The following is a 24348-nucleotide window of genomic DNA, read 5'->3' as shown; positions in this document are numbered from 1 at the left end:
ATCGTGGCATTGGCATGACATTGCCACCTATCCCACATTAATCTAATGCACTGCCTAATAGCTTTCCTGGTGAGGATTTGAGTTACGCAGAGACGAAAAATATGACCCAAGAGGAGGGGATTGCTTACATCAAGCGGGTGTTGAACCAGGTCAAAGTGAGGCGGCAAGTGGAGATAGCGCAGGAACGTCAACGACTGGCGGGACAAGACCAACTGGCTCTCCCCTTTGACCAGGAAACATCGTAAACGCTGGTAGCAATGCGGTTGCGGTGCTTTAACTCGAGCGAGCGTGAGCGCTCTTGCTGCGCTTGGTGCTGCACTGCCACGACCAAGTTCATTCAGGTATGCATGACAAACACTCAGTTGTTGAGGAGCCATGTGATGTGACAAGCTTCAAGCACGGTTCTAAAGACCAGCAGAGCAGTCACCCACTCCGCTGGAGTTTAACTCAACCCCATCCTACAGGTATAAAAATCGAGTTAGCAACAAGTTAATATCGTATTGCTAACCCGATTGATTCGTACGTGTGCTTCGTGAGCTACAGATGTAGACTCTCAGCACCAGTTATCTTACGGAGCTTTCCCTCAAAAGCGCAGCTTAGTGCTTTTTATAGCCAAAGCTGTAGTTTTTGTTGAAGCTGTCTTCGATTTTCGTGTATTTGAAGCTATTGCCGCTGAAGTTGCCGCTAAGGACTTTATTGTTGTTAAGCGAGCCGTTCAGGATGTTGACATCACCAATAAGACCGCCACCACCGTATCCCCCAGTTCCACCCGTTAAGGTGAGTTCTTCTGTGGTCAAGTCAGTGAGTTGACTGTCAGCAGCAACTGGATAAAGTTCTTCAATCTTGATCATGGACATGATGAATTCTCCTAAATTAGTAGTGAATCAACAAATGGTTGATGTTGTTTTGATTTGAACCAGGAACATGCTTGAGTAGCTCGTTCTTACTTCTCTAATCTAGAGTTCGCTCTTCAATCATTCAAGTCCTAAATGCTTGTTTGTTGGACACAATTAAAACACTCTAAAGGTGTTTAATCTTTAGCGTCCCTAATGATGTTTCTACCTTTTAGGGGAGTTAAACTAGTAGAAGATCGAGATTGAATATCCATCATCTATCTTTAGATATAAAAAAGATTATCAACTTCAATTTTAATTAGACTTAATTCGCTTAGTTAGGTCGTTATTGCTTTAGTTCCTGATACGAGATTTTCTTTAACCGAAGCTGTCTTAACGGATAGAACTCCTTCTGATAAAGACTTTTAGCGGCAAAGACATGATTGAAGCATGAGTAAATTGGCAAAGAAGAGAAATATATAGAGAAGAGTATTGATCTTATGTATATTCTGGTTAGAATATGGAAATCATTAACCACCTCCCACGGAGAAAAATATGGAACCATTCATATCCAGTATTGGATAAGCTTTGCAAAGCTTAATGTAATAATCTGCGAAGTATAAGTTCTAATAATCAAAGATTTTGTCTTTTAAGTACATCCAAATCGCTGCTAACGACGTACTAACTCTTAGGAAGATTCTTTTGTAAACGTGCTTCCTCAAAATGCTGATTGAGCAAATAGTAAAGCCTGCTCTGTTAGCTGAAGAAGGAGCAGTTGGGTTTAAAAGGAGAGATTGTTGTGAGCAGTCAGAGCCAACTCCTGACACCATTTCAACGCAAACTTCTTGTGAAGCAAATAAGATCTGAGATGCGATCGGAGTATTACCGTCGTATCGAAATTATGCTCCTTGCAGACTCAGGTCACTCTCAAACACAAATTTGTGTGAGGCTGGGGTGTTCTCAAGAAACTGCACGCTACTGGATTGAAATGGCACGGTCAGGCAAAGCGCATCAGTGGGATGATTGCCCGATCGGTCGTCCTCAAACCATCAATGAACCGTTTCTTGAGCGCCTGAAAGAATTGGTGAGCCATAGTCCCCGTGAGTTTGGCTATCCATTTAAGCGTTGGACGGCAGGTGCGCTCAGTAAGCATCTAGCCAATGAATTTGGCATTGAGGTCAGCGATCGTCATATCAATCGCTTGCTCAAGAGAATGGGTCTCTCGACCCGCGCTAATCACTCAGAAGCCACAGTGGAGCCAGAGCAGGTAAAGGACGGCATTATCATTCGTGACTTACAGCCTGTTGCTCCACCAAATCTACTACTGCCATTAAATCCCATGCAAACCAGCAACTAATGCACATTTAAATGCAAGATGGTTCGGTTATGGTTCATCAACGATCGCCTGTTTCAGAACAATTTATTATTCAGCAGCTTACACACCTATATAGTCAAGCTATTTCAGAAATAGAATTTTCTCAGTGTTTTCAGCAAATTGAGTTTTTAGAACCTACGGCTGGTAAACCATTCTGGCAATCCGCTGACGCAGCGCCAGGAATCTACCTCGTTTTGGCAGGTAAGGTAAGGTTGCTTGATCGCAACGATGACCTGATTGTGTCTTTGGAAGCAGGGAAATCGTTTGGCGAACTGACACTGTTTCCAGAAGCCAACTTCCAGCCCTACACGGCAAGAGCTTCGGTAAAGTTGAAGCTGGCTTACCTATCTCATGAGTGTCTGCAAGCGCTATTCAGTCAACAGTTTGGCATTCGTGATCAGATTTATCGGCAAGCCGTGCTTTGGGACTTACTGCTGCTGTGCCGCCAAATTGCACCGCTACGTGATGCATCGCTGGAAGCATTGATGTCCGCGTTGTCATTGCTGGAACCACACAACTTAAAAGTTGGTAAATTGCCACCTGCTTTAAGCCAGAATCAGAGGCTATGGCTGCTGCGTCGTGGAGAACTTCTAAACAATGAAGGGCAGTCGTTAATTGCTGGAGCGTTACATCCGATCGCTCATCCATCTCAAAGCGAGCGATGGCAAGTGGTTCAGCCGACTGAATTGTATAGCCTCAATCAGGCTCAATGGGAAACGGCACTGCATCACTTGCCACAATTAGCGGGGTTAATGTCGGCGGAAGTGAGCAGCAGTCAGGAATTAGAAGACGGGAATGGGGAATGGGGAGTGGGGAATGGGGAAAGTGTCGTTCAAGACTCAAATCTCTCTAACGTAGCGGCGCACTTACAAAGTAACTCTCAAAGAGCTAGTGCGACTCAAACCTCACAACCTCTTCCCTCCTCACCCCTTACCCCTCACTCCTCACTAAATCAAAAAGCCTACTTTCCGCGCCCCAGCACACAAGCACGTCACTGGTGGCAGCAAATTGTGCAGCGCTACCCGATTTATAGGCAGAACAGTGCGTCTGATTGTGGGGCGGCTTGTCTGGTGATGGTTGGACGCTACTGGGGTAAGCGGTTTAACGTGAATCGACTGCGCGAGATTGCAAATGTCGATCGCAATGGGTCCTCTTTGCGAGGGTTAGCAGCGGCGGCTGAAAGTATTGGCTTTTCGGCACGACCTGTGAGAGCCAGTTTGGACAGTTTGGCAAAACAAAATTTGCCCGCGATCGCTCATTGGGAAGGCAATCATTACATTGTTGTGTATCAGGTGACGCGCGATCGTGTGATTGTTGGTGACCCTGCGATTGGTCAACTGTCCCTCAGTCGTGCTGCCTTTAAGGCTGGCTGGGCTGGCTATACGCTGCTGTTACAACCAACGGTGTTGCTCAAAGACGCTGACGAGTCTCAAACTAACTTTTGGCGTTTTTTTGAGCTGGTCAAACCGCACTGGTTTGTGCTGCTAGAAGTGTTTCTAGCATCGATCTTCATCCAAATTTTTGGACTGGTCACGCCGTTGCTCACTCAATTACTGCTCGATCGCGTCATTGTGCAGCGGAGTGAACTCACGCTGACCGCGATCGGGGCAGGCTTGTTAATCTTCAGTCTCTTCAGCGTCGCCATGACTGGACTGCGGCAGTACCTTCTAGATCACACCGCAAACCGTATTGATCTGGCGCTGATTGTTGGGTTTATCAAACACGCCTTTCGGTTGCCGTTGCGCTATTTTGAATCTCGCTACGTGGGTGACATTATTTCGCGGGTGCAAGAGAATCACAAGATTCAGCGCTTCCTCACGGGGGAGGCGTTGTCAGTTGTGCTGGATCTGCTGACCGTGTTTGTCTACGTGGGCTTGATGCTCTGGTATAGCTGGAAGCTAGCACTGCTGGTGTTGGTCATCGTGCCGCCGTTTACGCTGCTGACGTTGATTGCAACGCCCTTTCTCCAGCGCATTTCACGTGAGATTTTCAATGCGATTACGAGTGAAAGTAGTTACCTGATTGAGTCGTTCACAGGGATTCGGACCATCAAATCGATGGCGATCGAACAGACCGTGCGCTGGCATTGGGAAGAACTGTTCAACAAGACGCTCAAAACTAGCTTTTCTGGGCAAGTCGTTCGCAATGCGCTGATGATGTTTAGCGCCACGATCGAAGCGGTCGCTACGACGGCACTGCTGTGGTTTGGTGCCTGGCAGGTGATTCACAACCAACTGACGATCGGGCAATTAGTGGCATTCAATATGCTGTTGGGGAATGTGATCAATCCATTCCAGCGGCTCACGGTGATCTGGAATCAGTTTCAGGAAGTGGTGATTGCGATCGAACGCATTGATGATGTAATCGAATCGGAACCAGAGGAAGGTTGGGAAGCCCAATCGCATCAGTTGCTCCCACCGTTGCGGGGTCATATTCGCTTTGAGCAGGTGACGTTTCGCTATCACCCCGAAAGTGAGATGAACACGCTGGAAAACATCAGCTTTGAAGTGCAACCAGGACAAACCGTGGCGTTAGTCGGTCGCAGTGGTTCGGGCAAGACGACGATTTCAAAGCTAGTGCTGGGCCTCTATCCACCGACGGAAGGGAAAATCCTGATTGACGGATACGATGTGACCAGCCTTGCGTTGCGATCGCTGCGTGAACAAATTGGCGTGGTTGATCAAGATACGTTTCTGTTTGGCAGCACGATCCGCGACAACATCAGCATGGGGCATCCAGAAGCCAAATTGGATGCGGTTATTGAAGCGGCACGGCAGGCAGGCGCAGATCAATTCATCAAAGAATTGCCAATGGGTTACGACACCAAAATTGGTGAAGCGGGCGGCACCCTGTCTGGTGGTCAACGGCAACGACTGGCGATCGCTCGTGCGCTTTTAAGCAACCCTCAGCTGTTGATCCTTGATGAAGCAACCAGTAGCCTTGATGCCGAGTCGGAGCGCATCATTCAAACCAATCTGAACAATATCTCTAGAGATCGCACAACGCTGATCATCGCGCATCGCCTCTCTACCATTCGCAATGCTGACCTGATTTTGGTGCTCGATCGCGGCGTGCTGGTTGAAAAAGGCACTCACACCGAGCTGATGGCAAAGCGCGGGCAATATTTCTATTTGAATCAGCAACAGCTAACGACCGTTGGTTAGTTGCTAAAGGCTAAGGGCTAAAGGCTAAGGGCTAAAAGGCCTGGATTTAAATCGCACGTCGGTCAATAAGCTTCACTCGTCAGCCGTCCACATTCGATTCCAAGCAACAGTACTCATCCTTCACCCTTCATCTTTTCCCCCAAGGTAATCATGGCAAATCCATCCAATATTCCAAACTTTCGCCAGAATGACTATCAGCGTAACGGGCATCGTCCTGCTGATAAGGTTATGCAGCCGCCAACCCTCGATCGTCCACCCGTGCTCGATCGTCCACCGTCAGTGGATGCGAACGAAGAATGGTCATCGTTGACCCAGGAAACCATCAACACCATGCCGCGAGTCTGGACGCGAGGCTTATTTTACGCCCTGGTCGTGCTCACAGCCGTTGTTTTACCCTGGTCGATGCTGGCGAAAGTAGATGAAGTGGGCAGTGCCAAAGGACGGTTAGAGCCAAAAGGCAAGACCGTCAAACTTGACACCCCTGTATCTGGCAAGGTGGCGTTAATTTCAGTCAAAGAGGGCGAAACCGTCAAAGCTGGGCAGCCGCTCCTGTCACTGGATGCAGAATTAGCGCGTACTGAGCTACAGCAAGCACAGTCAAAGCTGGAGGGACAATTGAATCGACTGGCTCAGATGGAGTTTATGAAGAATCAACTTCTGGAAGTAACGGTTCGCACTCAACAGCAACAGGGTAAGTCTGAAGCAGCCTCGCAACTTGCTCAAATTGACGAAACCCGGCAGCGGCTCAATTACAGCCAAAAAATGCGGGGCATTGCCAGTACGCGGTTGGCAAGAGACATGGTTGAAGTCAGACGGCATGAAAAGCTAGTCAAGGAGGGTGTGATTCCAGAGGTCAGAATGGTGGAAGTGCAACGGGCAGTTGATGAGACCAAGTGGAATCTAAACCAGGCTGATTCTGATGTACGACAGGCAGAGTATCAAATCAAAGCCCAGCAGAACCAGTACGACAGTGCGGTGAGCAGTGGTGAGATCACAGTGCTCGAAACACAGCGACGCAGCAAAGAATTGGCATCTCAAATTGCGGATGTGCGAACGGAGGTGAAGCAAACGAAAAAGCAAATTGAAGGACTGCAATTTCAGTTGCAGCAGCGCGATGTCCGATCGCCAATCGACGGCACCTTATTTGAACTGCCGACTCAGCAAGCTGGAGCCGTCTTGCAACCGGGTCAAACGATCGCGCAAATTGCACCCAAAAATGTTCCTCTGGTGCTGCGAGCAAATATGAGCAGCCGAGAGAGTGGCTTTCTCGAAGTTGGAATGCCTGTGAAAGTCAAGTTTGATGCCTATCCCTTTCAAGACTACGGCATTACAGAAGGCCATGTTGCCTGGGTTTCTCCAGACTCTAAAATGACTGAAACTGCTCAAGGTACGGTCGAAAGTTTTGAACTCGAAATTACGCTCGATCGTCCTTACATTCAAACAGCAAACAAACAAATTGCTCTCACGCCCGGTCAAGCCGCAACGGGAGAAGTCATTGTCCGTCAGCGTCGGATCATTGACTTCATTCTCGACCCGTTTAAGAAGTTACAAAAAGGTGGTTTAGCGCTTTAGCATCTTTTTTATAGTAACGCCAAATCAAGTCGTAGTCTTCCCTTCGCGGTCAGCAGTCAGCTAAAAGCTGAAGCACGTATCTACCATTTTGGAATTTACTGTACTAAACCAATTGCCATTTTAATCTCACTTGTCAAGGAGCTTTACGATGTTAAACGCGATCAACATTTCTCATGAGGATCTCATTCACGAGATGAAGCTGTCTCATCAGATTCCAGCGACGATCGCCAGTATTGTCCATCGCAAAATCATTGAGTCTACAGCAGAAACATTGGGCATCAAAGTAGAGCCTGAGGAACTTCAGCAGGCAGCAGATAACTTTCGCCATACCCACAAATTGTGGAGCGCTAATGATACCTGGGCATGGCTACAAGCCCATTACTTATCATTAGATGAGTTTGAGGCTTCAATTTACATCAATGCGCTGTCATTAAAGCTCGCTCAACATCTGTTTGCAGAGCAAGTCGAACCTTTTTTTGTAGAGCATCAGCTTGATTTTACTCAGGCTGTTCTGTACGAAGTTGTCCTGGACGATCCAGACTTGGCAATGGAGCTTTATTACGCCATCCAGGAAGGTGAGATGAATTTCCACGAAATGGCTCACCAATATATCCAAGATCAGGAACTGCGGCGTACTGGCGGTTATCGTGGCACGTTACAACGTCGAAATTTGTTGCCTGAGCTTTCTGCCGCTGTCTTTGCCGCCACTCCACCTCAAGTGATGAAGCCGATCGTTACTGCTAAAGGCGCACATCTGATTCTCGTTGAAGAAGTCGTGCAGACAGAGCTGAATCAATGGCTCTACCATCAAATCCTCTCAGACTTATCTTTGCAGTGGTTAAAGCAACAGGCAGAGCATATTGATGTCGTCACAGAACTGCATACAGACGCAATTGATCAACTTCCTGCGCCAAGCTACTCATCCAGTGCTGCTGGGTGAGTGGAGGGGAGTCTGGTTCCAAAGCTGGATCGGTGGTCATCGTGAGCGGTCTCTTCAAAGTGGCACCAAAGTTTCGGAGCAGCAATGAAACTCGGCGTGCGTGCCTGATTATAGCGGTTGCTCTTACCCTTCCTCGTCCTTAGTCACAAACATTTTTGTTTCCGCTCCGTGCGATCGCCACAAGGCTGCGCCAAAGCAACGGGTGTGCTGCCGAGCGCCGCAGAAGGACGATCGCTCTATCTAGCCTTTCTTCACAACGCGCTACGAGCTTTTGGTAGCCCGCCCCAATGCGATCTTTAAACGGCTGTTTGACTCTTGACAGCACCTTGGTCAATCGGTTCTTCAAGTTCACACTGCAACGCCTCGATCGCATCTAGAATCGGCATAAAACGTAACCCAAACTCTGTAAAGCGATACTCTACGCGAGGCGGAATTTCTGGATACGCATGACGCTGAAGAATGTTGTAGTTCGTTAGTTTTCTCAATCGCTCATTGAGCACCTTCGTCGTTAACCCTTTAACACTACGTTCCATTGCACCAGGTCGGCAGATGCCTTGGCGAACCAATTGTAGTACTGTAAGCGACCACTTACAGCCCAAAATATCCTCAGCGATGCTGATCACTGATGGTTTTTGAACTGACGAAGGACTCAAAAATTTCTGTTCACTCATCTATCTAAAGCCGTACCAGAAAGTGCCTACCCCACTGAATTGTACCTACTTCCGCTCCCTTCAGCGCTTTGGTAGGGTAGCTGTGCAAACCAAATCGGGAGAAAGAAGAATGAAAGCGAAAGCAACGTTCTATCATGCTGGCTGTCCTGTCTGTATCAGCGCTGAGCAAACTGTCGCTCAAGCCCTTGACCCTAACCGTTACGAGTTGGAAATTACTCACTTGGGCGAGCACAAGGAGAAAATTGCCGAAGCACAAGCAAAGGGTGTTCAGTCTGTCCCAGCCTTAGTGTTAGATAACCAGCCATTCCATATCAACTTCGGTGCAGCATTAGCAGATTTGACCTAGCTTGCACACTTGGTTTTCAAAGCGTGGTTTACCTCCAGTGAAAGCAGAGGTGAGCCACGCCTTGAGGCGTAACGGCAGGGCAAATTAAGCAAGAACAGAACAAGTGCGATCGCATCATCAACCCGCTACGCATTCTACAGATAGCTTTGAAGCAATGAACGAGGCACCGCGCAAGCGACTAAAATAATTTCCGCATCTGCCTCGCCTTTTGCCAACAGACGATGCGGTCTTCGGGCATCGAAGTGGGCGGCATCATGCATGGACAAGATGTATTCTTCGTCGCTGAAAACAAGTCCTACTTGTCCCGAAAGGACATAGAGCCATTCTTCGCCATCGTGCTCATAAAGACAGTCGCCTAGGCGATCAATGGGAACCGTGACGCGGATCGGTTGAAGGTTGGTAAAGCGATCGCCCCCCGATAGTGGCTGATAGAATAAGCCATGCCCCTGGTGACTGGCGGTGCTGCCAGCGCGAACCACGACGCAAGTTGCCTCTTGCGGTTCTGGCTCAAACAGGGATGGTAGCGCGACCCCAAATGCCTGAGCCAGACTAAACAGCACAGCTAGCGAAGGCTGACGATCGCCCCCTTCGAGGCGAGACAGATAGGCTTCCGAAACGCCAGCGCGCTTAGCAAGGTCTTCCAATGTCCAATCTCGCTGGTTCCGTAAGCTGCGAAGCCGGACACCTAGTTTTGTCAGTTCAAGTTGAAGTTGCATCGGTTGGGATGATTTACAGCTTTCACCATACCAGGAAGTTGCCTGTTGGTCAAAATTGAAAAGCTTTTTTTGACTGAGGGGCAATTTTGTAGTCGTAGATACTGTTGTTTAGCTAAAAAAGTGGCTTAGTAGAACCACAGCTTTCATTGCCACGAGACAGAAGCATAAACGTTGAAATGCCTGATCGGTGAGTGTTTCAACACCTGCTTCAGCGCTTTTGTTCAATCTTAATCTAACCATTCCAGAGGGCACTGCTTTAGCCGTGTTCATCGGTTCAGTGCATCGGTTCAAATGTTTGAGCTAGTCAAACGTTCTCGACGACGTTTGGCAAAGTTTCTGTTGTTTGCATTTGCTGCTAATCCTCTATCCACCTTAGCCTACTCAAAGAAATGGCAATATCCAAACCTGCATCTTTGCGATCGGAGTGCCTTAGTTTTCCCGAAGTTCTCGCTCAGGGAATCGCTTTAATTGCACCAACGATGACGGCTGCTTTAATTATTCCCCTCACGTTCAGCAATGCCGGGTCAGGCACCTGGCTCACGTATGTTTTTGCAACACTCATGCTGCTGTTTGTGGCGTTCAACCTGAATCAGTTTGCGTCTCGTTCCACTTCTGCGGGTTCGATGTATCTCTATACAGGCAGAGGGCTGGGACCGTTAGGCAGTGCCCTGTCGGGCTGGTGTTTGGTGTGGGCTTATTTATTCATTGGCACCGCTGGTTTGACGGGTTTTAGCATTTCTGCGGATCAACTCCTGGGACTGGTTGGGCTGCACATTCCCAGTGTGGTTTTATTTGCCATTTGTGCGGGGGCATCCTGGTTTTGTGCTTACAAAAACGTGCAATTGTCCAGCATTTTGATGATGCTTTTGGAAGGGCTTTCAGTGGCACTGATTTTGCTATTAGCGATCGTCGTACTGTTTCACGTGGGAGTCGTGGATCGGTCTCAACTATCACTGCAAGGCGCTTCGTTTTCGGGACTGAGTTTAGGGGTAGTGGTCTGTATTTTCAGTTTAGTAGGCTTTGAAGCACCCACCGCGTTTGGTGAAGAGGCGAAAAATCCCTTGAGAACCATTCCACGAGCCGTCGTCTGTAGTCTGCTGTTGACGGGGCTGTTCTTTGTAATTGTCTCCTACGCAGAAGTGGCTGGCTTGGGCAATCACGATCCCAGTCTGGCTAAAGCGACTGCCCCCCTGAATGACCTAGCTGACTTGATGCAGCTTGGCCTTTTGAAGGCACCCATTTCTTTAGGGGCGATGACAAGTTTCTTTTCGTTGGCATTGTCGTGTCTCAGCGCTGGTTCGCGCATTCTCTACCCGATGGGGCAGCATGGCTTATTTCACAAAGCGTTGGGAAATGCTCATCACCGCAATCGCACTCCGCATATTGCCGTTAATTTTCTCGCTGCTTTAATGTTTGCTGTGCCGACGCTGATGACGTTGTTCGGGGTCGCGGTAGCGGATGCCTTTGGCTATGTGGGCACCCTGGGTGCGTTTGGTTTTTTGGCAGCCTATTTTCTGATCTCGATCGCCGCCCCGGTCTATCTCTACCGCAAAGGCTGGCTGCGTCTAGGGCACATTTTTCTGGCGGTGATGGCAGTACTGTTTTTGTTGGTGCCGACGATCGGGAGTGTTTATCCCGTGCCGTCCTATCCGATCAATCTGCTTCCCTACTTGTTTTTGGGCTACTTTGCAGTGGGTGCGGCATGGTTCCTCACTCTTTTCAAACGCCGTCCGAGCGTGGTGACAGAGATTCGCCAGGACTTTGAAGTGGCGAGTCAAGAGCCTGCCTTTCATGTGTTAACCCATCGGTAGGGATGCGTTGCAGATTGCGAGACGGCAGAGTCGTGATGACAGGAGCTTTGGGTTGATGACAGCAAAATTTCACGGCATTATTGCTTATCCAGTCACACCATTCAAACCGAATGGGGAAGTGGATACAGCCCTGTTAGCGGTGCTGGTCGAACAACTGATTGAACGTGGAGTGCACGCGATCGCGCCTCTGGGCAGCACCGGTGAAAGCGCCTACCTGAGTGAGTCTGAATGGCAAACGGTCGCTGAAGTCTCACTGCAACAGGTGGCTGGACGGGTGCCGACCCTTGTGGGCATCTCGGAACTCACTACTCAGGTTGCCGTTCAGCGGGCTAAGTTTGCTGAACGATCGGGAGCGGATGCTGTCATGGTGCTGCCGATGTCCTACTGGAAGCTCTCTGAGCGCGAGATTTTGCAGCACTATGGGGCGATCGCCGCTGCCATCAGCCTACCAATCATGGTTTACAACAATCCCGCGACCAGTGGGATTGATCTTTCATCGGAATTCATCGTGCAAATGGCAAACGCCATTCCCAACATCACGATGGTTAAAGAAAGTACCGGAGACATCCAACGGATGCACCGCTTACAAACGCTCTCCAATTGCACTCTGCCGTTTTATAACGGCTCTAATCCATTGGCATTGGCAGCACTGAAAGCCGGAGCCAGTGGGTGGTGTACCGCCGCGCCGCATTTGATTCCAGACCTGACGCTGGCACTTTATCAGGCTATTTCTACAGGTGATTTAGCGAGTGCTCAGCAGCTTTTTGACCAACAACTGCCGTTACTCCGGTTCCTTGTCAGTGGCCATTTACCTGCCACTATCAAAGCCGGGTTAAAGCTACTGGGATTGGATGTGGGAGTCCCACGCTTACCCTTGTTGCCTTTAGAGAAAGCGGCAGTCCAGAACCTGGAGGCACTTTTGCACCAGGTTCGCACTCAACCCACGACTTGAAGCACATTCATTGAAGCCTATTCATTAAAGCAGGAACTGAACGTATGTTGACCCAAGAATTTGCAGCGTTAGAACAAACCAAAGAGGACTTTGCGCTGGAGAAACTGTTTGCCATTCGAGCGAAAACGCTGGAGGCAGTGAACCGCATCGCAGAGCAAGTCCACATCGGCATGGTAGAGGAAGATGCGAACCAGATGGCGATCGCCACGCTGCAAGCAATGGGCACCCGTCAGGGTTGGCATAAACCGTTCGTCCGGTTTGGTGCCAATACCATCAAAACCTTTGGCGCAGACTCCGACCCAGGCATCAAATTGGGTGAAGATGACATCTACTTCATTGACATTGGCCCCGTATGGGACGGTTATGAGGGCGATGCTGGCAATACATTCGTCATGGGAAACAATGCCGATTTGCAGCGCTGTGCCGCTGATGCCAGACAGATTTTTGCTGCTGTTGCCAACAAATGGAAAACGGAGCAGTTCACTGGGCAAGCCCTGTACCAATTTGCAGAGCAGTTCACAAAAGAGTTGGGTTGGGCGTTGAATCTTGACTTAAGTGGGCACCGTCTGGGCGATTTCCCTCACGAAGCCTATTACAAAGGTTCATTAGCGGAAATTCCGTTCCATCCATCGCCCAAACTGTGGGTGTTGGAAATCCAGATTCGGCATCCAGAAAAGCCATTCGGCGCGTTCTTTGAAGATATCTTGATCTAATGCAAACGTGTCACTCCAGGTGTCATCAAGGAAAAGGCGGTGTATGGCGATCATGCACACACTTGCACCACCTGGAGCGTCTTTTCAAGGTTCTGCATTGAAAATTTTAATTGGTGATGGAATGGAACATGAAGCAGGTAACTGTTATTAAGCATGTGGCGTTTGAAGACCTGGGTACGTTGGCGATCGCGCTTAAACAACACGATTACATCATCACAAACATCGAAGCGGGTGTGGATAACCTATCAGATCTAGACCCATTTGATGCTGACCTCGTAGTTGTTTTGGGCGGACAGATCGGTGCGTATGAGGAGAAGGCATATCCGTTTTTAACGCATGAATTGCAGTTTCTAGAGCAGCGTTTAGCAAGCGATCTACCGACGTTAGGTATCTGTTTGGGTGCTCAATTAATTGCGCGAGCGCTGGGTGCGAAGGTTTATCCAGGTCATAATCTGGAGATTGGCTGGTCAACGATCGCCTTGAGTGAAGCGGGAAAGCGTTCTCCACTGATCCATCTCGCATCGGAGTCTACTTCTGTGCTGCATTGGCACGGAGACACCTTTGATCAACCGATCGGTGCAACCCATCTCGCATCAACCGCTACTTATCCGAATCAAGCTTTTTCCTGGGGGCAACACTGTCTGGCACTACAGTTTCATCCAGAAGTCACGGCGATCGGGTTAGAGCGTTGGTTCATTGGTCATGCCAGCGAGATCAGGGCTGCCAATCTCACAGTCGCTGAGCTGCGTCAAGAGACATCGCTTTATGCCAGAAGGCTAGAAAAGCAAGCAGCACAGGTATGGCAAACCTGGTTAGCAGCGCTCACTATTGGCTAGATCAACCGCACGCATTGCTTAGCAATTTTATCTTTGAGGGCACTGGATGGAGCCCTCCCATGACAGCGCTACTTTCCTACTGTCTCGGTGAAGGCGTTGTACTGTTTTTCAGTAATACGTCCAGCCTGATACAGCGTTTCGGTAAGCTCAGAAAGAGCTAAAACGGAGTGTGCTCGATAGCCATTTCCTTCCAGTCGGTCTTTGACTCCCTGTTCATGGTCGAGCAGCACCACAATATCGTGTACCTGCAAACCTGCTGCTTGCAACTTCCCGGCTCCTTCCATCGCACTTTTGCCGCTGATCAAAATGTCGTCTACCACCACGACTCGTTCTCCCAACTCAAAGTGGCCTTCGATCGCGCGACGGGTGCCATGCGCTTTCACTTCTTTGCGGGGAAAAATCATGGGACGATTCAGGCGTAGAGACAGTCCAGTGGCGGTGGGTAGCGAACCGTATGGAATGCCAGCAATGCGATCAAACTCTAGCGGTTTGAGTCTCTCTGCATAAGCGTTGAGCACTTGATGGAAGAGTTGAGGGTTAGAAATAATTTTACGCAGGTCAATGTAGTAGGGGAAGATCGCTCCAGAAGCCTGCACAAACTCACCAAATAAGATGCAACCGACATCGAAGAGTTGCAAAATTAAGTCAAGTTGGGGATGGGGAGCCAATGTACAAATGTCGGAGACCCATAGACCACAGGTAGACCCCTCACGCACCACCTGATCTCTCATTTGATTGACTGATGCACGCAGCGATCGGATCGGCTCACTCGGCTGTTCACAACTCAACCAGTCCGGAGGAATGGGAATGAGTAACCCTGCCCCATCGGTATTCAGCCCTGCTGTCACAAGTTGTGTCAGATCAGCGCCTTCTTGCCAAAGGCTCCGTGCCAGAATGAGGCGTTCAGGGGCGATCGCCCGGATGCTCTGCAAGACATCGGGTGCGGTCGTCCCTACTTCCAGACCCACTTGTTCGGTCGTGCCCCAGGTTCTAGCGACTTGCACCACATGCATAGAGAGTGGGGACTGTGTTGAGGGGTAGTGCTGTAACGTTGCCGCTGTCGGGTTGGCTGTAGAGCACAACACGAACACTGCTTTACCAGTGTGTACGAGAAAGGGAGCTACCTGATCCTGCCCACTGTAGGGATTGACGGTGATGGCATCCACCTGCCACTGCTCAAACACCGTCTGGGCAAAGCAAGTGCTGGTATTCAGATCACTGTGTTTGGCATCCAGAATAATCGGGAGATGCGATGGAATCGCTGCGATCGTCTCTTGCAGCAGTATCATCCCTGGCGCACCTAACGCGACATAAAAACTGAGAGTCGGTTTGTAAGCGCAAACGAGATCAGCCGTTTCTGCAATCACGGATTGTAGCCAGTCTCGTAAGCCGCCAATCAGATTATCACCGCGATCGCCAAAGCGCGCAGGCAGCAGTTCTGGATTCGGATCGAGTCCGACCACTAGCAGGCTGGCGTTACGTGTCATTGCTGCTTCTAACTTGTGAGAGAAGTGCATGGGGGCTTCTTAGGGAGCATTCCTACACTACACCAGACGCACTGTTAGGACAGAAGCTTTCGTAACCACCACCCTGTCCGTTTTTTAGATGAACTTGTTCGGTTTGAGTAAACAGAACGCAATGAGTCAAAGTCATCATCAAGCTAAGGTGACAATCACAGCCAAGGCAAGCATGTATTAGTGGAGGTCTACGCCTACCTCTACGAGTTGTAAAGACATCGCTATGTGGATCAGTGCCCGTAACTTGCTCAAAGGGATCGTCAAAAAAATTGAAGTCGGTGCCGCAAATATAGAAATCATCCTAGAAATTACTCCTGGTATCGAAGTGACCTCAATCATCAAGAAGTCCTCTGCTGAAAAACTTGGCTTGAGCAAAGGTAAGATTGCCTATGCCGTCATAAAGCCAGCGATGGCATGATTGCGGTTGAACAAGTAGTGTCATAGCAAGATTGATGATGGATAAACTAACGCCTAAAGAGCGGGACTTGAGCATAAATTTGAGGCTAGTTGGATGATCATCGTTATCCTGAGCTTTAAGGGTGGAGTGTCTAAAACAATTACAGCAATTCATATTGCGGAGTCGTTAAGTCAGCATAAAGGACGAAAAGTAGTGCTAGGTGATGGCGATGCCATCCGCACTGCCTTAAATTGGTATAAGCGGGGTCTTGCCTCTGATCACAAAGTTGGTTTCACTGTCTTCGATGGTAATGAGCAACCGCCCGCTGGTTTTACTGACCTGATCATTGACACACCGGGAAACCCGGACGAAGAGGAACTGACCCAGCTTGCTAATGCTGCCGATTTTCTGATCATTCCTACCTCCTGCTCACCCGCCGCGATCGAGGCAACGATTCAGACCTTGACTCAGTTCAAGGAGCTCACTTCGGATCGCTACCGTGTGCTATTGTCTCTGGTGCCGCCGCGTCCTTCACGCAGAGGTGAACGAGTCCAGCAAGCGTTGGTTGAGGCAAGCATCCCTACCTTTACTCAAACCATTCAGCGCCGTGATTGCTATCTGGATGCAGAATTAGCGGGCTGCACTGTTTCCATGCTGCCTGGTAAAGCTGCGGATGGTGCTGCTGTGGAGTGGAAAGCGGTGGGCACGGAATTGTGGAAGCTTACAAAATCACTCAGATAGCTATGAGTCTTAATGACCTGATCAAAACTGCTCAAAGCAATACCAAACGTAGTGGTGTTGCGTCTGTCAATAATGCCGTAGTGCCTTTAGAGGCAATCAAACCACGAGATGCTGATACACGCCCTCTTAATCCTGCTCACGTCGCGGCGTTAGCTGAGTCGATCGCGGCGTTAGGGCTGATTGAGCCATTGGCAGTAGACAAGCAAGGTCGGTTGCTGGCAGGTGGACATCGACTAGCTGCAATCTTGCAATTGAAGGAGACTGACTTAAAGACCTTCAAGCAACACTTCGCTACTGGAGTCCCTGTGCGAGTGATGGAGTTCGATGCGACAGCAGAACCGTCTCGCGCTCTAGAAATTGAGATCGCCGAAAACGAACAGAGACGTGACTATACCCCTTCTGAAGTTAGAGCGATCGCCGAGAGACTGAGACAAGCAGGCTATAAAGATGGCAAAGGTAGACCGAAAGCAGGCGAGAAGGCACTGGCTCCTGCGCTTCAAACAATTATCGGCAAAAGTCGTCGCACGGTGATGAGTTATCTTGCGGGAGAGGAGCCGCCGAAAAATGTGCAGAGTTGCACATTTATTAAAAAGACAATGAAGGAGTTGGAGCAATGGGAGGTGATTGCCCCAGATGCGCCAGCGGCGCAAAAGCTTCTTGAGCAGCTACCAAAAATCAAGCAACTGTTGCATGACGCGATTGATGAGTCGGTCAAGGCTGACTAAAGTGAGCGACTATTTTGTTCACCAAGTAGTACCCCGTGCTATGTCGGAGCATATGCGGATGCATCGGGAACGGTAACGCTGCCAGTGCTCCAGCCTGCTCAACAATGCCCGCGATCGTATCGTTTGCCAGTGGACCCTTCCGGCTGGACTGAAAGACAAAAGGCGAAGTCGGGTATTCGTGCTAGAGCTTTCGCAACGCTCGCATTTCATCACCACCCAACGATTGCATCGAAGGTGTACCCTGCTTGATCCGCCGCACATGGATGTTGCCAGACGCGAAATCAACCTGCTCCCACTTGAAATTGACGGCTTCCTCCACCCGCAGCCCATGCCGATAGATCACCAGGATGAGAGTGTTATCCCGATGAGCATGGTGACTACCATTCTTCTTGATCACCTCGCGCATCGCTTCCACTTCTGCCGCCAGTAGATGTTCACGCGATCGCACTTCAGCATACCTGCGAGCGTTAGGCAATTTTCCGAGTGCTGGGTTTTGCGTGCCCTGAGTTGTTTTCATGAGGGTAGTGCCTCATCAGGAGACTCGCTCTGTGATGTCTCGTCTAACGTTGCCTCGATTGATGCCGCAGCCGTATTGAGTACGATCTCCAGTTGCTCCGCCGAAGGTAGACTGCTTTCGAGCGCTGGCGGCAGTTTGGACTGGAGTTGATAGGAAGAGACACCAATGGGCAAGTGGCTGCCTTGAAGCGCATATTCAACGATGGTGCGATCCTTGGACTTGCACAGAATGATACCGATCGTCGGGTCATCCCGATCCGTGCCTAACAAGTTATCTACCGCCGCCACATAGAAGCTCATCTGCCCGGAGTGCTGTGGCTCAAATTCGCCCATCTTCAGATCAATCACCACGTAACGGTGCAGTGGGATGTGATAGAAGAGCAGGTCAATACGGTACTCTTTGCCACTGACTTCTAAGGGATGCTGACTGCCAACAAAGGCAAAGCCTGTGCCAAGTTCCATCAGAAAGTCACGGATATGCTCTACCAGACCCCGCTCCAAGTCACGCTCCTGAGCCTCCTCACCTAACGTCAAAAAGTCCAGTGCATACGGATCTTTAATGAGTTGATGTGCCAAATCCGATTGAGAGGGGGGCAGGGTGCGCTCAAAGTTAGTGACCGCTCCACCTTGACGCTCGTGAAGCCCACTCTCGATCTGCATCACCAACACATTGCGGCTCCAGCCGTTGGCAATGGTTTTCTGAATGTACCAGACCCGCTTCTGCGGATCTTTGACCTTTTCTAGGATCATGCAGTTGTGAAACCAGGGTATTTGGACAGCAAGCTGCTGACCAATTTCACCAGGGGGATAAGCTTCTGCAAAAGCTCGCATGTACTTGAGGTTGGAGCGAGAGAAGCCTTTCATCTCAGGGAACTCCCACTTCAGGTCTTTCGCTAAGCGATCGATCACCTTCGCGCCCCATCCTTCCTCTTGTTGCCGTTCCAAAATATCTTGCCCAATCTGCCAGTAGAGCAGGAGCAATTCCTGGTTGACTGCCAGTGCCGCCTTAATTTGCGCCTGACGAATCCGTTCTTTCAGCGATCGCAAAAAGGTCGTGTAGTTATCATCAGTTGGAAACAGAGAACCGGATTTGGACACGCGTAGAACCGCTCCAAGCAGTGGGCAGACGGTAGTGGAGTATTGCAGACAGCGTTATGCACTAGCCGCTATCTTAAAGTTATCAGACTCTCTAGCTTTGCGACAGTACGCCAATAGTACAATAAACCTCTTGCGTGAATCGGGTGTAGGCAAGTAGAAGTAGGTAAGGAGGAAACAGTCATGACCTACGAGCAATTCAAACACCTGCAGCCCAGTGCCTTTCAGCGACGCTGCGGGGTGCAACCTGAGACGTTTGAGCAGAGGGCTCACTTACTGCGTCCGCAACTCGACCGTCGGGGCAAACGTGGTGGACAGTGTAAATTGAGCGTCGAAGACCAGTTGCTGCTGGTACTCGAATACTGGCGGGAGTAACGGACGCAGTTCCATATTGCGACAACCTGGGGTCTTAGTGAGTCGGCTGTCTGTCGGTTGATTAGCAAAGTCGAAACGCTGCTCATGCGCTCTGGCAAGTTTCGCTTACCTGGCAAGAAGCAGTTGTATCAGCAGGCGGCTACGTGGGACGTGCTCGTGGTGGATGTCACTGAAAGCCCGCTTGAGCGCCCTAAAAAAACAGCGCGGCTACTACAGTGGCAAGCAAAAGCAACACACCTTGAAGACGCAAGTGGTGGTCAACCAAGCCAACGGGCAAATCATTTGCACCGCTTTTGGCAAAGGACGAGTGCATGACTTTCGCTTGTTCCAGTTGCAGCCATTGCCCCTGTTACCGGAGCCATTGTGTCTGGCTGACAAGGGCGATCAAGGGCTGGCTCAAGTCCACACCAACAGTGTGACACCGACGAAGAAACCCCGCAAAGCCAAGTTAGACCAGTCTGAGCGTCAACATAATCGTTTGCTTGCTCGCTTGCGGATTGTGGTCGAGCCTGTGAACCGCCGCTTGAAGATTTTTCGCATTTTGGCGGAACGCGATCGTAATCGACGCAGGCGCTTTAGCTTACGCTTCAACCTGATTGCAGCGATCCTCAATTTTGAACTTGGCAGCCTCTCATGATTCACGCAAGAGGTCTAATGTAGGCTTGTGCCAGTTATACCTGTCTCAAAAACGGTCATTTTTGAGAGACTCTGACAATGCAATTTCCTCCAACGAGCAATCAAGCTTTTCTTTCTCTCAAAACTCTTCTCAAAATCAACTTCTCAAAACTAGCTTTTAGAGGTGAGCTCTGTTGAGAATACACCTGTATTCTCAACAGAGCTCACCTAATGCTGATAGGTTATGCACGCGTTTCAACCTCCGACCAATCGCTAGACTTGCAAATTGATGCGCTGAAGCAAGCAGGATGTAAAAAAATCTTTACTGACATTGCCAGCGGTGCCAAGTCTAATCGCCCAGGACTGACAGAAGCATTAGCGTACTTGCGAGAAGGTGACACCCTCGTTGTTTGGAAGCTTGATCGCTTGGGACGATCGCTCAACCACCTCATTCAAACCGTGACCCAACTGAGTGAGCAGAAAATTGGCTTCAAAAGCATTCAAGAGAACCTCGATATGACAACCAGCGGCGGCAGGCTCATCTTCCACATCTTCGGGGCGATCGCTGAGTTTGAGCGGGAAATTATCCGTGAGCGCACCCAAGCTGGATTAAGTGCTGCCAGGGTAAGGGGTAGGAAAGGTGGTAGACGTACTGTCGTGACCCCTCAGAAAACTGCAATGGCAAAAGCGCTGGCAGCAGACCCAGAGCGGACGATCGCTGAGATTTGCGAAGTGCTAAAAATATCTCCAGCCACTTACTACAGGCATATTAGTGGGTCGTAAGCCAGTAACTCTTGATTGTGGCCGGATACAGCTTTGCATATGCGAAGTTTTGCTGTCTAATGCGTTTAGTAATTTGCAGCCAGTATTAGTGACAAGGTGATGAATGTCAGTACTTTTATTGAACTGGCTGGATCTGGTTTTTGTTTTAACGAAGGACCATTACCCACTTGGACTGCCAGTGTTGAATGACGACTTAACCCATATAGGCAACGAACAACCAAGCGAGCGAATGAACCGCAAAGCGGAGCTATGGTGCGATGGCTACGCAAACTCTCTAAATGGCACTACCATCTTTAATAATTCACCGACCCCCAAGCATAGTTCTGAATAAATCCTACAAAAAGCTGAATTGCACCAAATCACATTGTTCAATGTCAATTAATAAACGTATCTGGCGGATGCACTACTAATGCCATTTTCGTTGTCGTACTTAGGAGATTTTTAATGATGAAGCTTACCAATTCGCTCCTAGCAGTAACAGTGGCGATCGCTTCTCTAGGTTTTGCCGTAGCTGTCAAAGCCGATACTGAGTCAGTTGTTTACTGGAATACAGCTTCCTCTGGGCAGAGTTCAAGCAATCCGATGGCTGGGAATTCTATTGCTCGTGCTCAACCTGATGCGGGTACAACTGTTCCTCGCCTGCGTGATTTAGTGGGTGCCAGGGCAGGACAGGCAGAAAACGCGATTAGACAACGGGGCTATCGCTTCGTTCGGACTGATCCACCATCCGGTGACGCGGTTTACAGCTATTGGCTGGAAAGTCGAACCAATTACTGTGTCACGATTCGCACTGAGCAAGGACGCTACCAGTCGATCGCTTATACAGGCGGCTCAGCGGATTGTAACAGGTCAGCCAACACTACTGGTGGAAGTCCTTCCAGGCAACCAACGGCAGGTACAACCGTCTCTCGCCTGAGTGATTTGGTAGGGGCAAGGGCAGGACAGGCAGAAAACACAATCAGGAGACGGGGCTATCGCTTTGTCAAGGCAGATGATGGGGGATACACCTATTGGCTGGAAAGTCGAACCAACTATTGCGTCACAATCCGCACGGATGAAGGACGCTACCAGTCGATCGTCTACACAGGTGGTTCAGGAGATTGTCAGCCATAGTTGCTATTAACCCGGCAATGACGGAAAGCAAACAGTGCCAATAATGTAAGGTTTGGAGGCTTGTCCGTCATTCCTGTTTCCAAATTTTTCGAGTTTGTGTCCATTATTGCAATAGAGAAACTATCACATGGAAAACTTTGTCTTAGCGTCTACCCGTAAGGTTTTAGCCGCCACGGTGATCACTGCATCGCTCACCTTCGGTATCGCTGCACCATTGTTGGCTCAAGCGCATACGGTCGTGCATTTCTCCCCTGGCAACGACAACTCTTTCATGAGTTCTTCGATCACAGGCAACCAATACCACGACTACATTCTGAATGCGCGGGCGGGGCAAACGTTCGGAGTTTCGTTGATCACTGACGGAACAGCCTACTTCAACATTCTCCCACCAGGCGGCGGTCCGGCAATCTATAACAGCTCAGTGTCAGGCAACGACGGCAGCGTTAAGTTACCACGCAGTGGCGATTACACCATTCGCGTGTATCTCAAGGGGAATGCCAAAGACCGCAATCAAACGGTTCCCTTTCAGGTCTCAGTTGCCATCACCCCGTAAGTGTTACTCCATTTATTCACCTGGCAGATGTTGTGACTACAGGGGTTGGGAAAATGAACTATCTCAAGAATTTTGCACCGTGAAACGCCTTGAGAAGATCGTCCCAACCTACTCGGCGATCGCTGTAGGTGACTTGCCTGGTGGATTAGTATCACTGCAAGACCTTATTCAGTGCTTCTTCCTTTAATTATGAGGTGCCTACGTTGTTAACCAATCGAGCCAGACTGTTCTATGGGTCGCCCTTAAGTCACCCCCGCAACGCTGTATTGATCATCATTGGCTTGGTGGTATTCATTGCCATCAGCGCGTCATCCTTTGGCAAAGAATTCTCACCCGTTACCCCGGTTGGTTTCCAGATCTTCTTCATTGCGGTGGCAGCGTCGCTCTTACTGGCGCTTGTTCCCCTGGCGATTCTGTGGTTTCTTGATCGCCGGGAACCAGAGTCGAGATGGCTTTACGTGATCGCGGTGCTGTGGGGCGCTCTGCTTGCCACCGGATTAGCCCTGCCGCTTAACAACTACATCCTCGCTGCTGTAGACAGCTATGTGAAAGTGCATCCTGATGCCCAGGCAATTTTTGGTGCGAAGGCCGGAATAATTCTGGGTGCTCCCATCGCCGGTCCGCTGGTGGAGGAAACCACGAAAGGGCTGGGAGTGGTGCTGTTGTTCTGGCTGCTGCGGGCTGAATTTGATGATGTTCGAGATGGCTTTATTTACGGTGCGCTGGTAGGGATAGGCTTCAACTTGTTTGAAGCCCCCTTATACGTGCTGCAAGGATATGTTGCTACAGGGGATGTCCCGCTGTATTTCCAGCTAGCGGATCGGTTTGCGCTGTTTGGGCTAGCAGGACATGCGCTCCATACAGGAATGTTTGGCATGGGGCTGGGGCTGGCTCGGCAAACCACCCGCCGCTGGTTGCGCTATGCGGCTCCGGTAGTAGGCTGGCTGTTGGGATTTTCGGCCCATTTTCTCAATAACGGTCTCGGTCTATTGGTGTACCTGTACACCTTTATAACGACTGGGAAGCCATTTCATGACGAATCCACTCCCAAAGCGGTTTCCGAGGTGATTGAACCCTTTTTCAGCCAATGGATATCTCATAGCTGCCTAAGATTGATTCTCCTATTTCCCTTTCTTCTGATTGTCGGGGTGATGCTGTGGCAGAGCGGCGTTTGGGAGCGGCAGGTCATTCGGGAAGAGTTGGCAGATGAGACCGAGCCTGTGATTACGCCAGAAGAGTACGAACAGGTGAAGCGCGATCGCATCTTTAGAACACGCCGCATTCCTCATCTGAAAGGGCGCACATCAAGGGCGATCGTGCGGGCACAAGATGAACTGGCGATCCGCAAGTGGCGGGTGAAGCACACTGGGCGAGACGTAGAGACCGATCCGTTGGTTGCCTGCTGGCGAGACGAATTGGTGCGGTTGCGCGGTTAGCTACCGATCTAACAAGTTTCTTCTTTGTTCTTTAAGGCAGGTTTGGCTTTGCCGCTGTAGAGACTAACTTTTGCCTGAGCTGTGCAATAATTAACGCCAAGATTAACTAATTCTCAAAACGCTCGTTAACCCCAGCCTGGAAAGGCTTAAACAAAGAATGGACATGATGAAAAATCGATCGTTGCTTCTATGCTTGCTGTAATGGTGTCTGAATTTGCCATGATTGGCGCTGCTAATGCAGCAGGCATTCCACAACTTAACTACAATTGTCCAACTGGTATTGAAGTACACGCTGATAAAGGAGGCTACGTTTACATTAATGGAGAGGAGGCAAGTCTTAAAAAGTTTAGCAGTAATAGCTACGAAGCTACCCTTCGAGGTATTACTATTTCCATCACGCTAAACCCCGATGAAACTGTAGATATGTCTTACACGAGACGCAATGGGGCTAATGGTATTTGCACCCCTGACTAATTGAGCAACAGAGCAGTTTTTGAGGAGAAGCTTCCCCTTTTCTTAACTCTGCTAACGGTAGAGACAGGGCAAGAATAAG

At 49.6% G+C, this 24348-nt stretch carries 25 protein-coding genes and 2 pseudogenes; 21 read left to right on the top strand and 6 right to left on the bottom strand.

All coding sequences use genetic code 11. The features are described 5' to 3' along the window. Nucleotides 1–101: 101 nt before the first annotated feature. Nucleotides 102–245, top strand: coding sequence for a hypothetical protein (locus tag AC5JLP_RS29800; RefSeq protein WP_496071483.1), 144 nt, complete (start codon nucleotides 102–104; stop codon nucleotides 243–245). A 351-nt stretch (nucleotides 246–596) separates the two neighbouring features. Here AC5JLP_RS29800 and AC5JLP_RS29795 read toward each other — a convergent pair whose 3' ends face one another. After that, nucleotides 597–857 (bottom strand): hypothetical protein, encoded by a 261-nt coding sequence (locus AC5JLP_RS29795; RefSeq protein ID WP_496071482.1) that lies wholly within the window; start codon nucleotides 855–857, stop codon nucleotides 597–599. Nucleotides 858–1632: 775 nt separating this feature from the next. Here AC5JLP_RS29795 and AC5JLP_RS29790 point away from each other — a divergent pair. From AC5JLP_RS29790 to AC5JLP_RS29770, 5 genes are all read left to right on the top strand, one after another. Next, a complete protein-coding gene (locus AC5JLP_RS29790; protein WP_496071481.1) occupies nucleotides 1633–2190 on the top strand; it encodes a helix-turn-helix domain-containing protein in 558 nt (185 codons plus the stop codon). A gap of 29 nt (nucleotides 2191–2219) precedes the next feature. Next, nucleotides 2220–5372 (top strand): peptidase domain-containing ABC transporter, encoded by a 3153-nt coding sequence (locus AC5JLP_RS29785; protein WP_496071480.1) that lies wholly within the window; start codon nucleotides 2220–2222, stop codon nucleotides 5370–5372. Nucleotides 5373–5522: 150 nt separating this feature from the next. Continuing rightward, nucleotides 5523–6944 (top strand): HlyD family type I secretion periplasmic adaptor subunit, encoded by a 1422-nt coding sequence (locus AC5JLP_RS29780; RefSeq protein WP_496071479.1) that lies wholly within the window; start codon nucleotides 5523–5525, stop codon nucleotides 6942–6944. A 148-nt stretch (nucleotides 6945–7092) separates the two neighbouring features. Further along, entirely contained in the window at nucleotides 7093–7884 is a 792-nt protein-coding gene (locus tag AC5JLP_RS29775) for a peptidylprolyl isomerase (RefSeq protein WP_496071478.1), read from the top strand. A 168-nt stretch (nucleotides 7885–8052) separates the two neighbouring features. After that, entirely contained in the window at nucleotides 8053–8184 is a 132-nt protein-coding gene (locus tag AC5JLP_RS29770; protein WP_496071477.1) for a hypothetical protein, read from the top strand. Here the strand turns inward: AC5JLP_RS29770 and AC5JLP_RS29765 are convergent. Next, on the bottom strand, nucleotides 8181–8555 hold the full coding sequence (locus tag AC5JLP_RS29765) for a winged helix-turn-helix transcriptional regulator (protein ID WP_496071476.1): 375 nt from the start codon (nucleotides 8553–8555) through the stop codon (nucleotides 8181–8183). The two genes, AC5JLP_RS29770 and AC5JLP_RS29765, sit on opposite strands and share 4 nt — an antisense overlap. 109 nt (nucleotides 8556–8664) lie before the next feature. Between AC5JLP_RS29765 and AC5JLP_RS29760 the strand changes: the two genes are divergently transcribed. Beyond that, a complete protein-coding gene (locus AC5JLP_RS29760) occupies nucleotides 8665–8901 on the top strand; it encodes a thioredoxin family protein (RefSeq protein ID WP_496071475.1) in 237 nt (78 codons plus the stop codon). Between the two features lie 134 nt (nucleotides 8902–9035). Here AC5JLP_RS29760 and AC5JLP_RS29755 read toward each other — a convergent pair whose 3' ends face one another. Continuing rightward, nucleotides 9036–9617, bottom strand: coding sequence for a helix-turn-helix domain-containing protein (locus AC5JLP_RS29755; protein ID WP_496071474.1), 582 nt, complete (start codon nucleotides 9615–9617; stop codon nucleotides 9036–9038). A 389-nt stretch (nucleotides 9618–10006) separates the two neighbouring features. On the opposite strand from AC5JLP_RS29755, the gene AC5JLP_RS29750 reads away from it, so the two are divergent. The 4 genes from AC5JLP_RS29750 (at nucleotide 10007) to AC5JLP_RS29735 (ending at nucleotide 13929) form a co-directional block, all read left to right on the top strand. Further along, the gene (locus AC5JLP_RS29750) at nucleotides 10007–11428 is read left to right on the top strand and encodes an APC family permease (RefSeq protein ID WP_496071473.1); all 1422 of its coding nucleotides are present in this window, start codon (nucleotides 10007–10009) and stop codon (nucleotides 11426–11428) included. A gap of 55 nt (nucleotides 11429–11483) precedes the next feature. Continuing rightward, complete coding sequence (locus AC5JLP_RS29745; RefSeq protein WP_496071472.1) at nucleotides 11484–12380, top strand: dihydrodipicolinate synthase family protein; 897 nt, start codon at nucleotides 11484–11486, stop codon at nucleotides 12378–12380. Between the two features lie 44 nt (nucleotides 12381–12424). Further along, entirely contained in the window at nucleotides 12425–13093 is a 669-nt protein-coding gene (locus tag AC5JLP_RS29740; RefSeq protein ID WP_496071471.1) for a M24 family metallopeptidase, read from the top strand. 128 nt (nucleotides 13094–13221) lie between these two features. Beyond that, complete coding sequence (locus AC5JLP_RS29735) at nucleotides 13222–13929, top strand: glutamine amidotransferase (protein ID WP_496071470.1); 708 nt, start codon at nucleotides 13222–13224, stop codon at nucleotides 13927–13929. A gap of 68 nt (nucleotides 13930–13997) precedes the next feature. On the opposite strand, the gene AC5JLP_RS29730 is transcribed toward AC5JLP_RS29735, so the two are convergent. After that, nucleotides 13998–15446 carry a bifunctional orotidine-5'-phosphate decarboxylase/orotate phosphoribosyltransferase gene (locus tag AC5JLP_RS29730; protein WP_496071469.1) on the bottom strand — a complete coding sequence of 483 codons (1449 nt, stop codon included), beginning with the start codon at nucleotides 15444–15446 and terminating at the stop codon, nucleotides 13998–14000. Between the two features lie 223 nt (nucleotides 15447–15669). Here AC5JLP_RS29730 and AC5JLP_RS29725 point away from each other — a divergent pair, with 223 nt between their 5' ends. From AC5JLP_RS29725 to AC5JLP_RS29715, 3 genes are all read left to right on the top strand, one after another. Then, on the top strand, nucleotides 15670–15864 hold the full coding sequence (locus AC5JLP_RS29725) for a TOBE domain-containing protein (RefSeq protein ID WP_496071468.1): 195 nt from the start codon (nucleotides 15670–15672) through the stop codon (nucleotides 15862–15864). Nucleotides 15865–15957: 93 nt separating this feature from the next. Next, a complete protein-coding gene (locus tag AC5JLP_RS29720) occupies nucleotides 15958–16584 on the top strand; it encodes a ParA family protein (RefSeq protein WP_496071467.1) in 627 nt (208 codons plus the stop codon). Nucleotides 16585–16586: 2 nt separating this feature from the next. After that, nucleotides 16587–17309: a ParB/RepB/Spo0J family partition protein gene (locus tag AC5JLP_RS29715; protein WP_496071466.1), complete on the top strand. Its 723-nt coding sequence runs from the start codon at nucleotides 16587–16589 to the stop codon at nucleotides 17307–17309. On the opposite strand, the pseudogene AC5JLP_RS29710 reads toward AC5JLP_RS29715, so the two are convergent. Together AC5JLP_RS29710 and AC5JLP_RS29705 are read right to left on the bottom strand one after the other, a co-directional pair. Next, a pseudogene (locus tag AC5JLP_RS29710) lies at nucleotides 17296–17826 on the bottom strand (tyrosine-type recombinase/integrase). The gene AC5JLP_RS29715 and the pseudogene AC5JLP_RS29710 overlap by 14 nt on opposite strands. Then, a complete protein-coding gene (locus AC5JLP_RS29705; RefSeq protein WP_496071465.1) occupies nucleotides 17823–18923 on the bottom strand; it encodes a PDDEXK nuclease domain-containing protein in 1101 nt (366 codons plus the stop codon). Before AC5JLP_RS29705 ends, AC5JLP_RS29710 begins: the two are co-directional and overlap by 4 nt. A gap of 180 nt (nucleotides 18924–19103) precedes the next feature. Between AC5JLP_RS29705 and AC5JLP_RS29700 the strand changes: the two are divergent. The 7 genes and pseudogenes from AC5JLP_RS29700 (at nucleotide 19104) to AC5JLP_RS29670 (ending at nucleotide 24269) form a co-directional block, all read left to right on the top strand. Next, nucleotides 19104–19932, top strand: a pseudogene (locus AC5JLP_RS29700) (IS5 family transposase). A 209-nt stretch (nucleotides 19933–20141) separates the two neighbouring features. Then, nucleotides 20142–20693, top strand: coding sequence for a recombinase family protein (locus AC5JLP_RS29695; protein WP_496071464.1), 552 nt, complete (start codon nucleotides 20142–20144; stop codon nucleotides 20691–20693). Nucleotides 20694–20796: 103 nt separating this feature from the next. Beyond that, nucleotides 20797–21024, top strand: a complete 228-nt coding sequence (locus AC5JLP_RS29690) for a hypothetical protein (protein ID WP_496071463.1) — start codon at nucleotides 20797–20799, stop codon at nucleotides 21022–21024. 113 nt (nucleotides 21025–21137) lie between these two features. Continuing rightward, the gene (locus AC5JLP_RS29685; RefSeq protein ID WP_496071462.1) at nucleotides 21138–21806 is read left to right on the top strand and encodes a hypothetical protein; all 669 of its coding nucleotides are present in this window, start codon (nucleotides 21138–21140) and stop codon (nucleotides 21804–21806) included. Nucleotides 21807–21933: 127 nt separating this feature from the next. After that, complete coding sequence (locus tag AC5JLP_RS29680; RefSeq protein ID WP_496071461.1) at nucleotides 21934–22359, top strand: hypothetical protein; 426 nt, start codon at nucleotides 21934–21936, stop codon at nucleotides 22357–22359. Between the two features lie 194 nt (nucleotides 22360–22553). Then, entirely contained in the window at nucleotides 22554–23795 is a 1242-nt protein-coding gene (locus AC5JLP_RS29675) for a PrsW family intramembrane metalloprotease (RefSeq protein ID WP_496071460.1), read from the top strand. 189 nt (nucleotides 23796–23984) lie between these two features. After that, on the top strand, nucleotides 23985–24269 hold the full coding sequence (locus tag AC5JLP_RS29670; RefSeq protein WP_496071459.1) for a hypothetical protein: 285 nt from the start codon (nucleotides 23985–23987) through the stop codon (nucleotides 24267–24269). Nucleotides 24270–24348 lie beyond the last annotated feature (79 nt).

The organism is Stenomitos rutilans, assembly GCF_059505485.1.
Note: the sequence above shows the minus strand (reverse complement) of the source record. Positions and strands in the feature narration are given on the sequence as shown.

Bases quoted from the DNA above. Each gene is read 5' to 3' on its own strand.
- AC5JLP_RS29800 (WP_496071483.1), top strand. From the start codon at position 102: ATGACCCAAGAGGAGGGGATTGCTTACATCAAGCGGGTGTTGAACCAG.
- AC5JLP_RS29795 (WP_496071482.1), bottom strand. From the start codon at position 857: ATGTCCATGATCAAGATTGAAGAACTTTATCCAGTTGCTGCTGACAGT.
- AC5JLP_RS29785 (WP_496071480.1), top strand. From the start codon at position 2,220: ATGGTTCATCAACGATCGCCTGTTTCAGAACAATTTATTATTCAGCAG.
- AC5JLP_RS29780 (WP_496071479.1), top strand. From the start codon at position 5,523: ATGGCAAATCCATCCAATATTCCAAACTTTCGCCAGAATGACTATCAG.
- AC5JLP_RS29775 (WP_496071478.1), top strand. From the start codon at position 7,093: ATGTTAAACGCGATCAACATTTCTCATGAGGATCTCATTCACGAGATG.
- AC5JLP_RS29765 (WP_496071476.1), bottom strand. From the start codon at position 8,555: ATGAGTGAACAGAAATTTTTGAGTCCTTCGTCAGTTCAAAAACCATCA.
- AC5JLP_RS29760 (WP_496071475.1), top strand. From the start codon at position 8,665: ATGAAAGCGAAAGCAACGTTCTATCATGCTGGCTGTCCTGTCTGTATC.
- AC5JLP_RS29755 (WP_496071474.1), bottom strand. From the start codon at position 9,617: ATGCAACTTCAACTTGAACTGACAAAACTAGGTGTCCGGCTTCGCAGC.
- AC5JLP_RS29750 (WP_496071473.1), top strand. From the start codon at position 10,007: ATGGCAATATCCAAACCTGCATCTTTGCGATCGGAGTGCCTTAGTTTT.
- AC5JLP_RS29745 (WP_496071472.1), top strand. From the start codon at position 11,484: ATGACAGCAAAATTTCACGGCATTATTGCTTATCCAGTCACACCATTC.
- AC5JLP_RS29740 (WP_496071471.1), top strand. From the start codon at position 12,425: ATGTTGACCCAAGAATTTGCAGCGTTAGAACAAACCAAAGAGGACTTT.
- AC5JLP_RS29735 (WP_496071470.1), top strand. From the start codon at position 13,222: ATGAAGCAGGTAACTGTTATTAAGCATGTGGCGTTTGAAGACCTGGGT.
- AC5JLP_RS29730 (WP_496071469.1), bottom strand. From the start codon at position 15,446: ATGCACTTCTCTCACAAGTTAGAAGCAGCAATGACACGTAACGCCAGC.
- AC5JLP_RS29725 (WP_496071468.1), top strand. From the start codon at position 15,670: ATGTGGATCAGTGCCCGTAACTTGCTCAAAGGGATCGTCAAAAAAATT.
- AC5JLP_RS29720 (WP_496071467.1), top strand. From the start codon at position 15,958: ATGATCATCGTTATCCTGAGCTTTAAGGGTGGAGTGTCTAAAACAATT.
- AC5JLP_RS29715 (WP_496071466.1), top strand. From the start codon at position 16,587: ATGAGTCTTAATGACCTGATCAAAACTGCTCAAAGCAATACCAAACGT.
- AC5JLP_RS29695 (WP_496071464.1), top strand. From the start codon at position 20,142: ATGCTGATAGGTTATGCACGCGTTTCAACCTCCGACCAATCGCTAGAC.
- AC5JLP_RS29690 (WP_496071463.1), top strand. From the start codon at position 20,797: ATGTCAGTACTTTTATTGAACTGGCTGGATCTGGTTTTTGTTTTAACG.
- AC5JLP_RS29685 (WP_496071462.1), top strand. From the start codon at position 21,138: ATGATGAAGCTTACCAATTCGCTCCTAGCAGTAACAGTGGCGATCGCT.
- AC5JLP_RS29680 (WP_496071461.1), top strand. From the start codon at position 21,934: ATGGAAAACTTTGTCTTAGCGTCTACCCGTAAGGTTTTAGCCGCCACG.
- AC5JLP_RS29670 (WP_496071459.1), top strand. From the start codon at position 23,985: ATGCTTGCTGTAATGGTGTCTGAATTTGCCATGATTGGCGCTGCTAAT.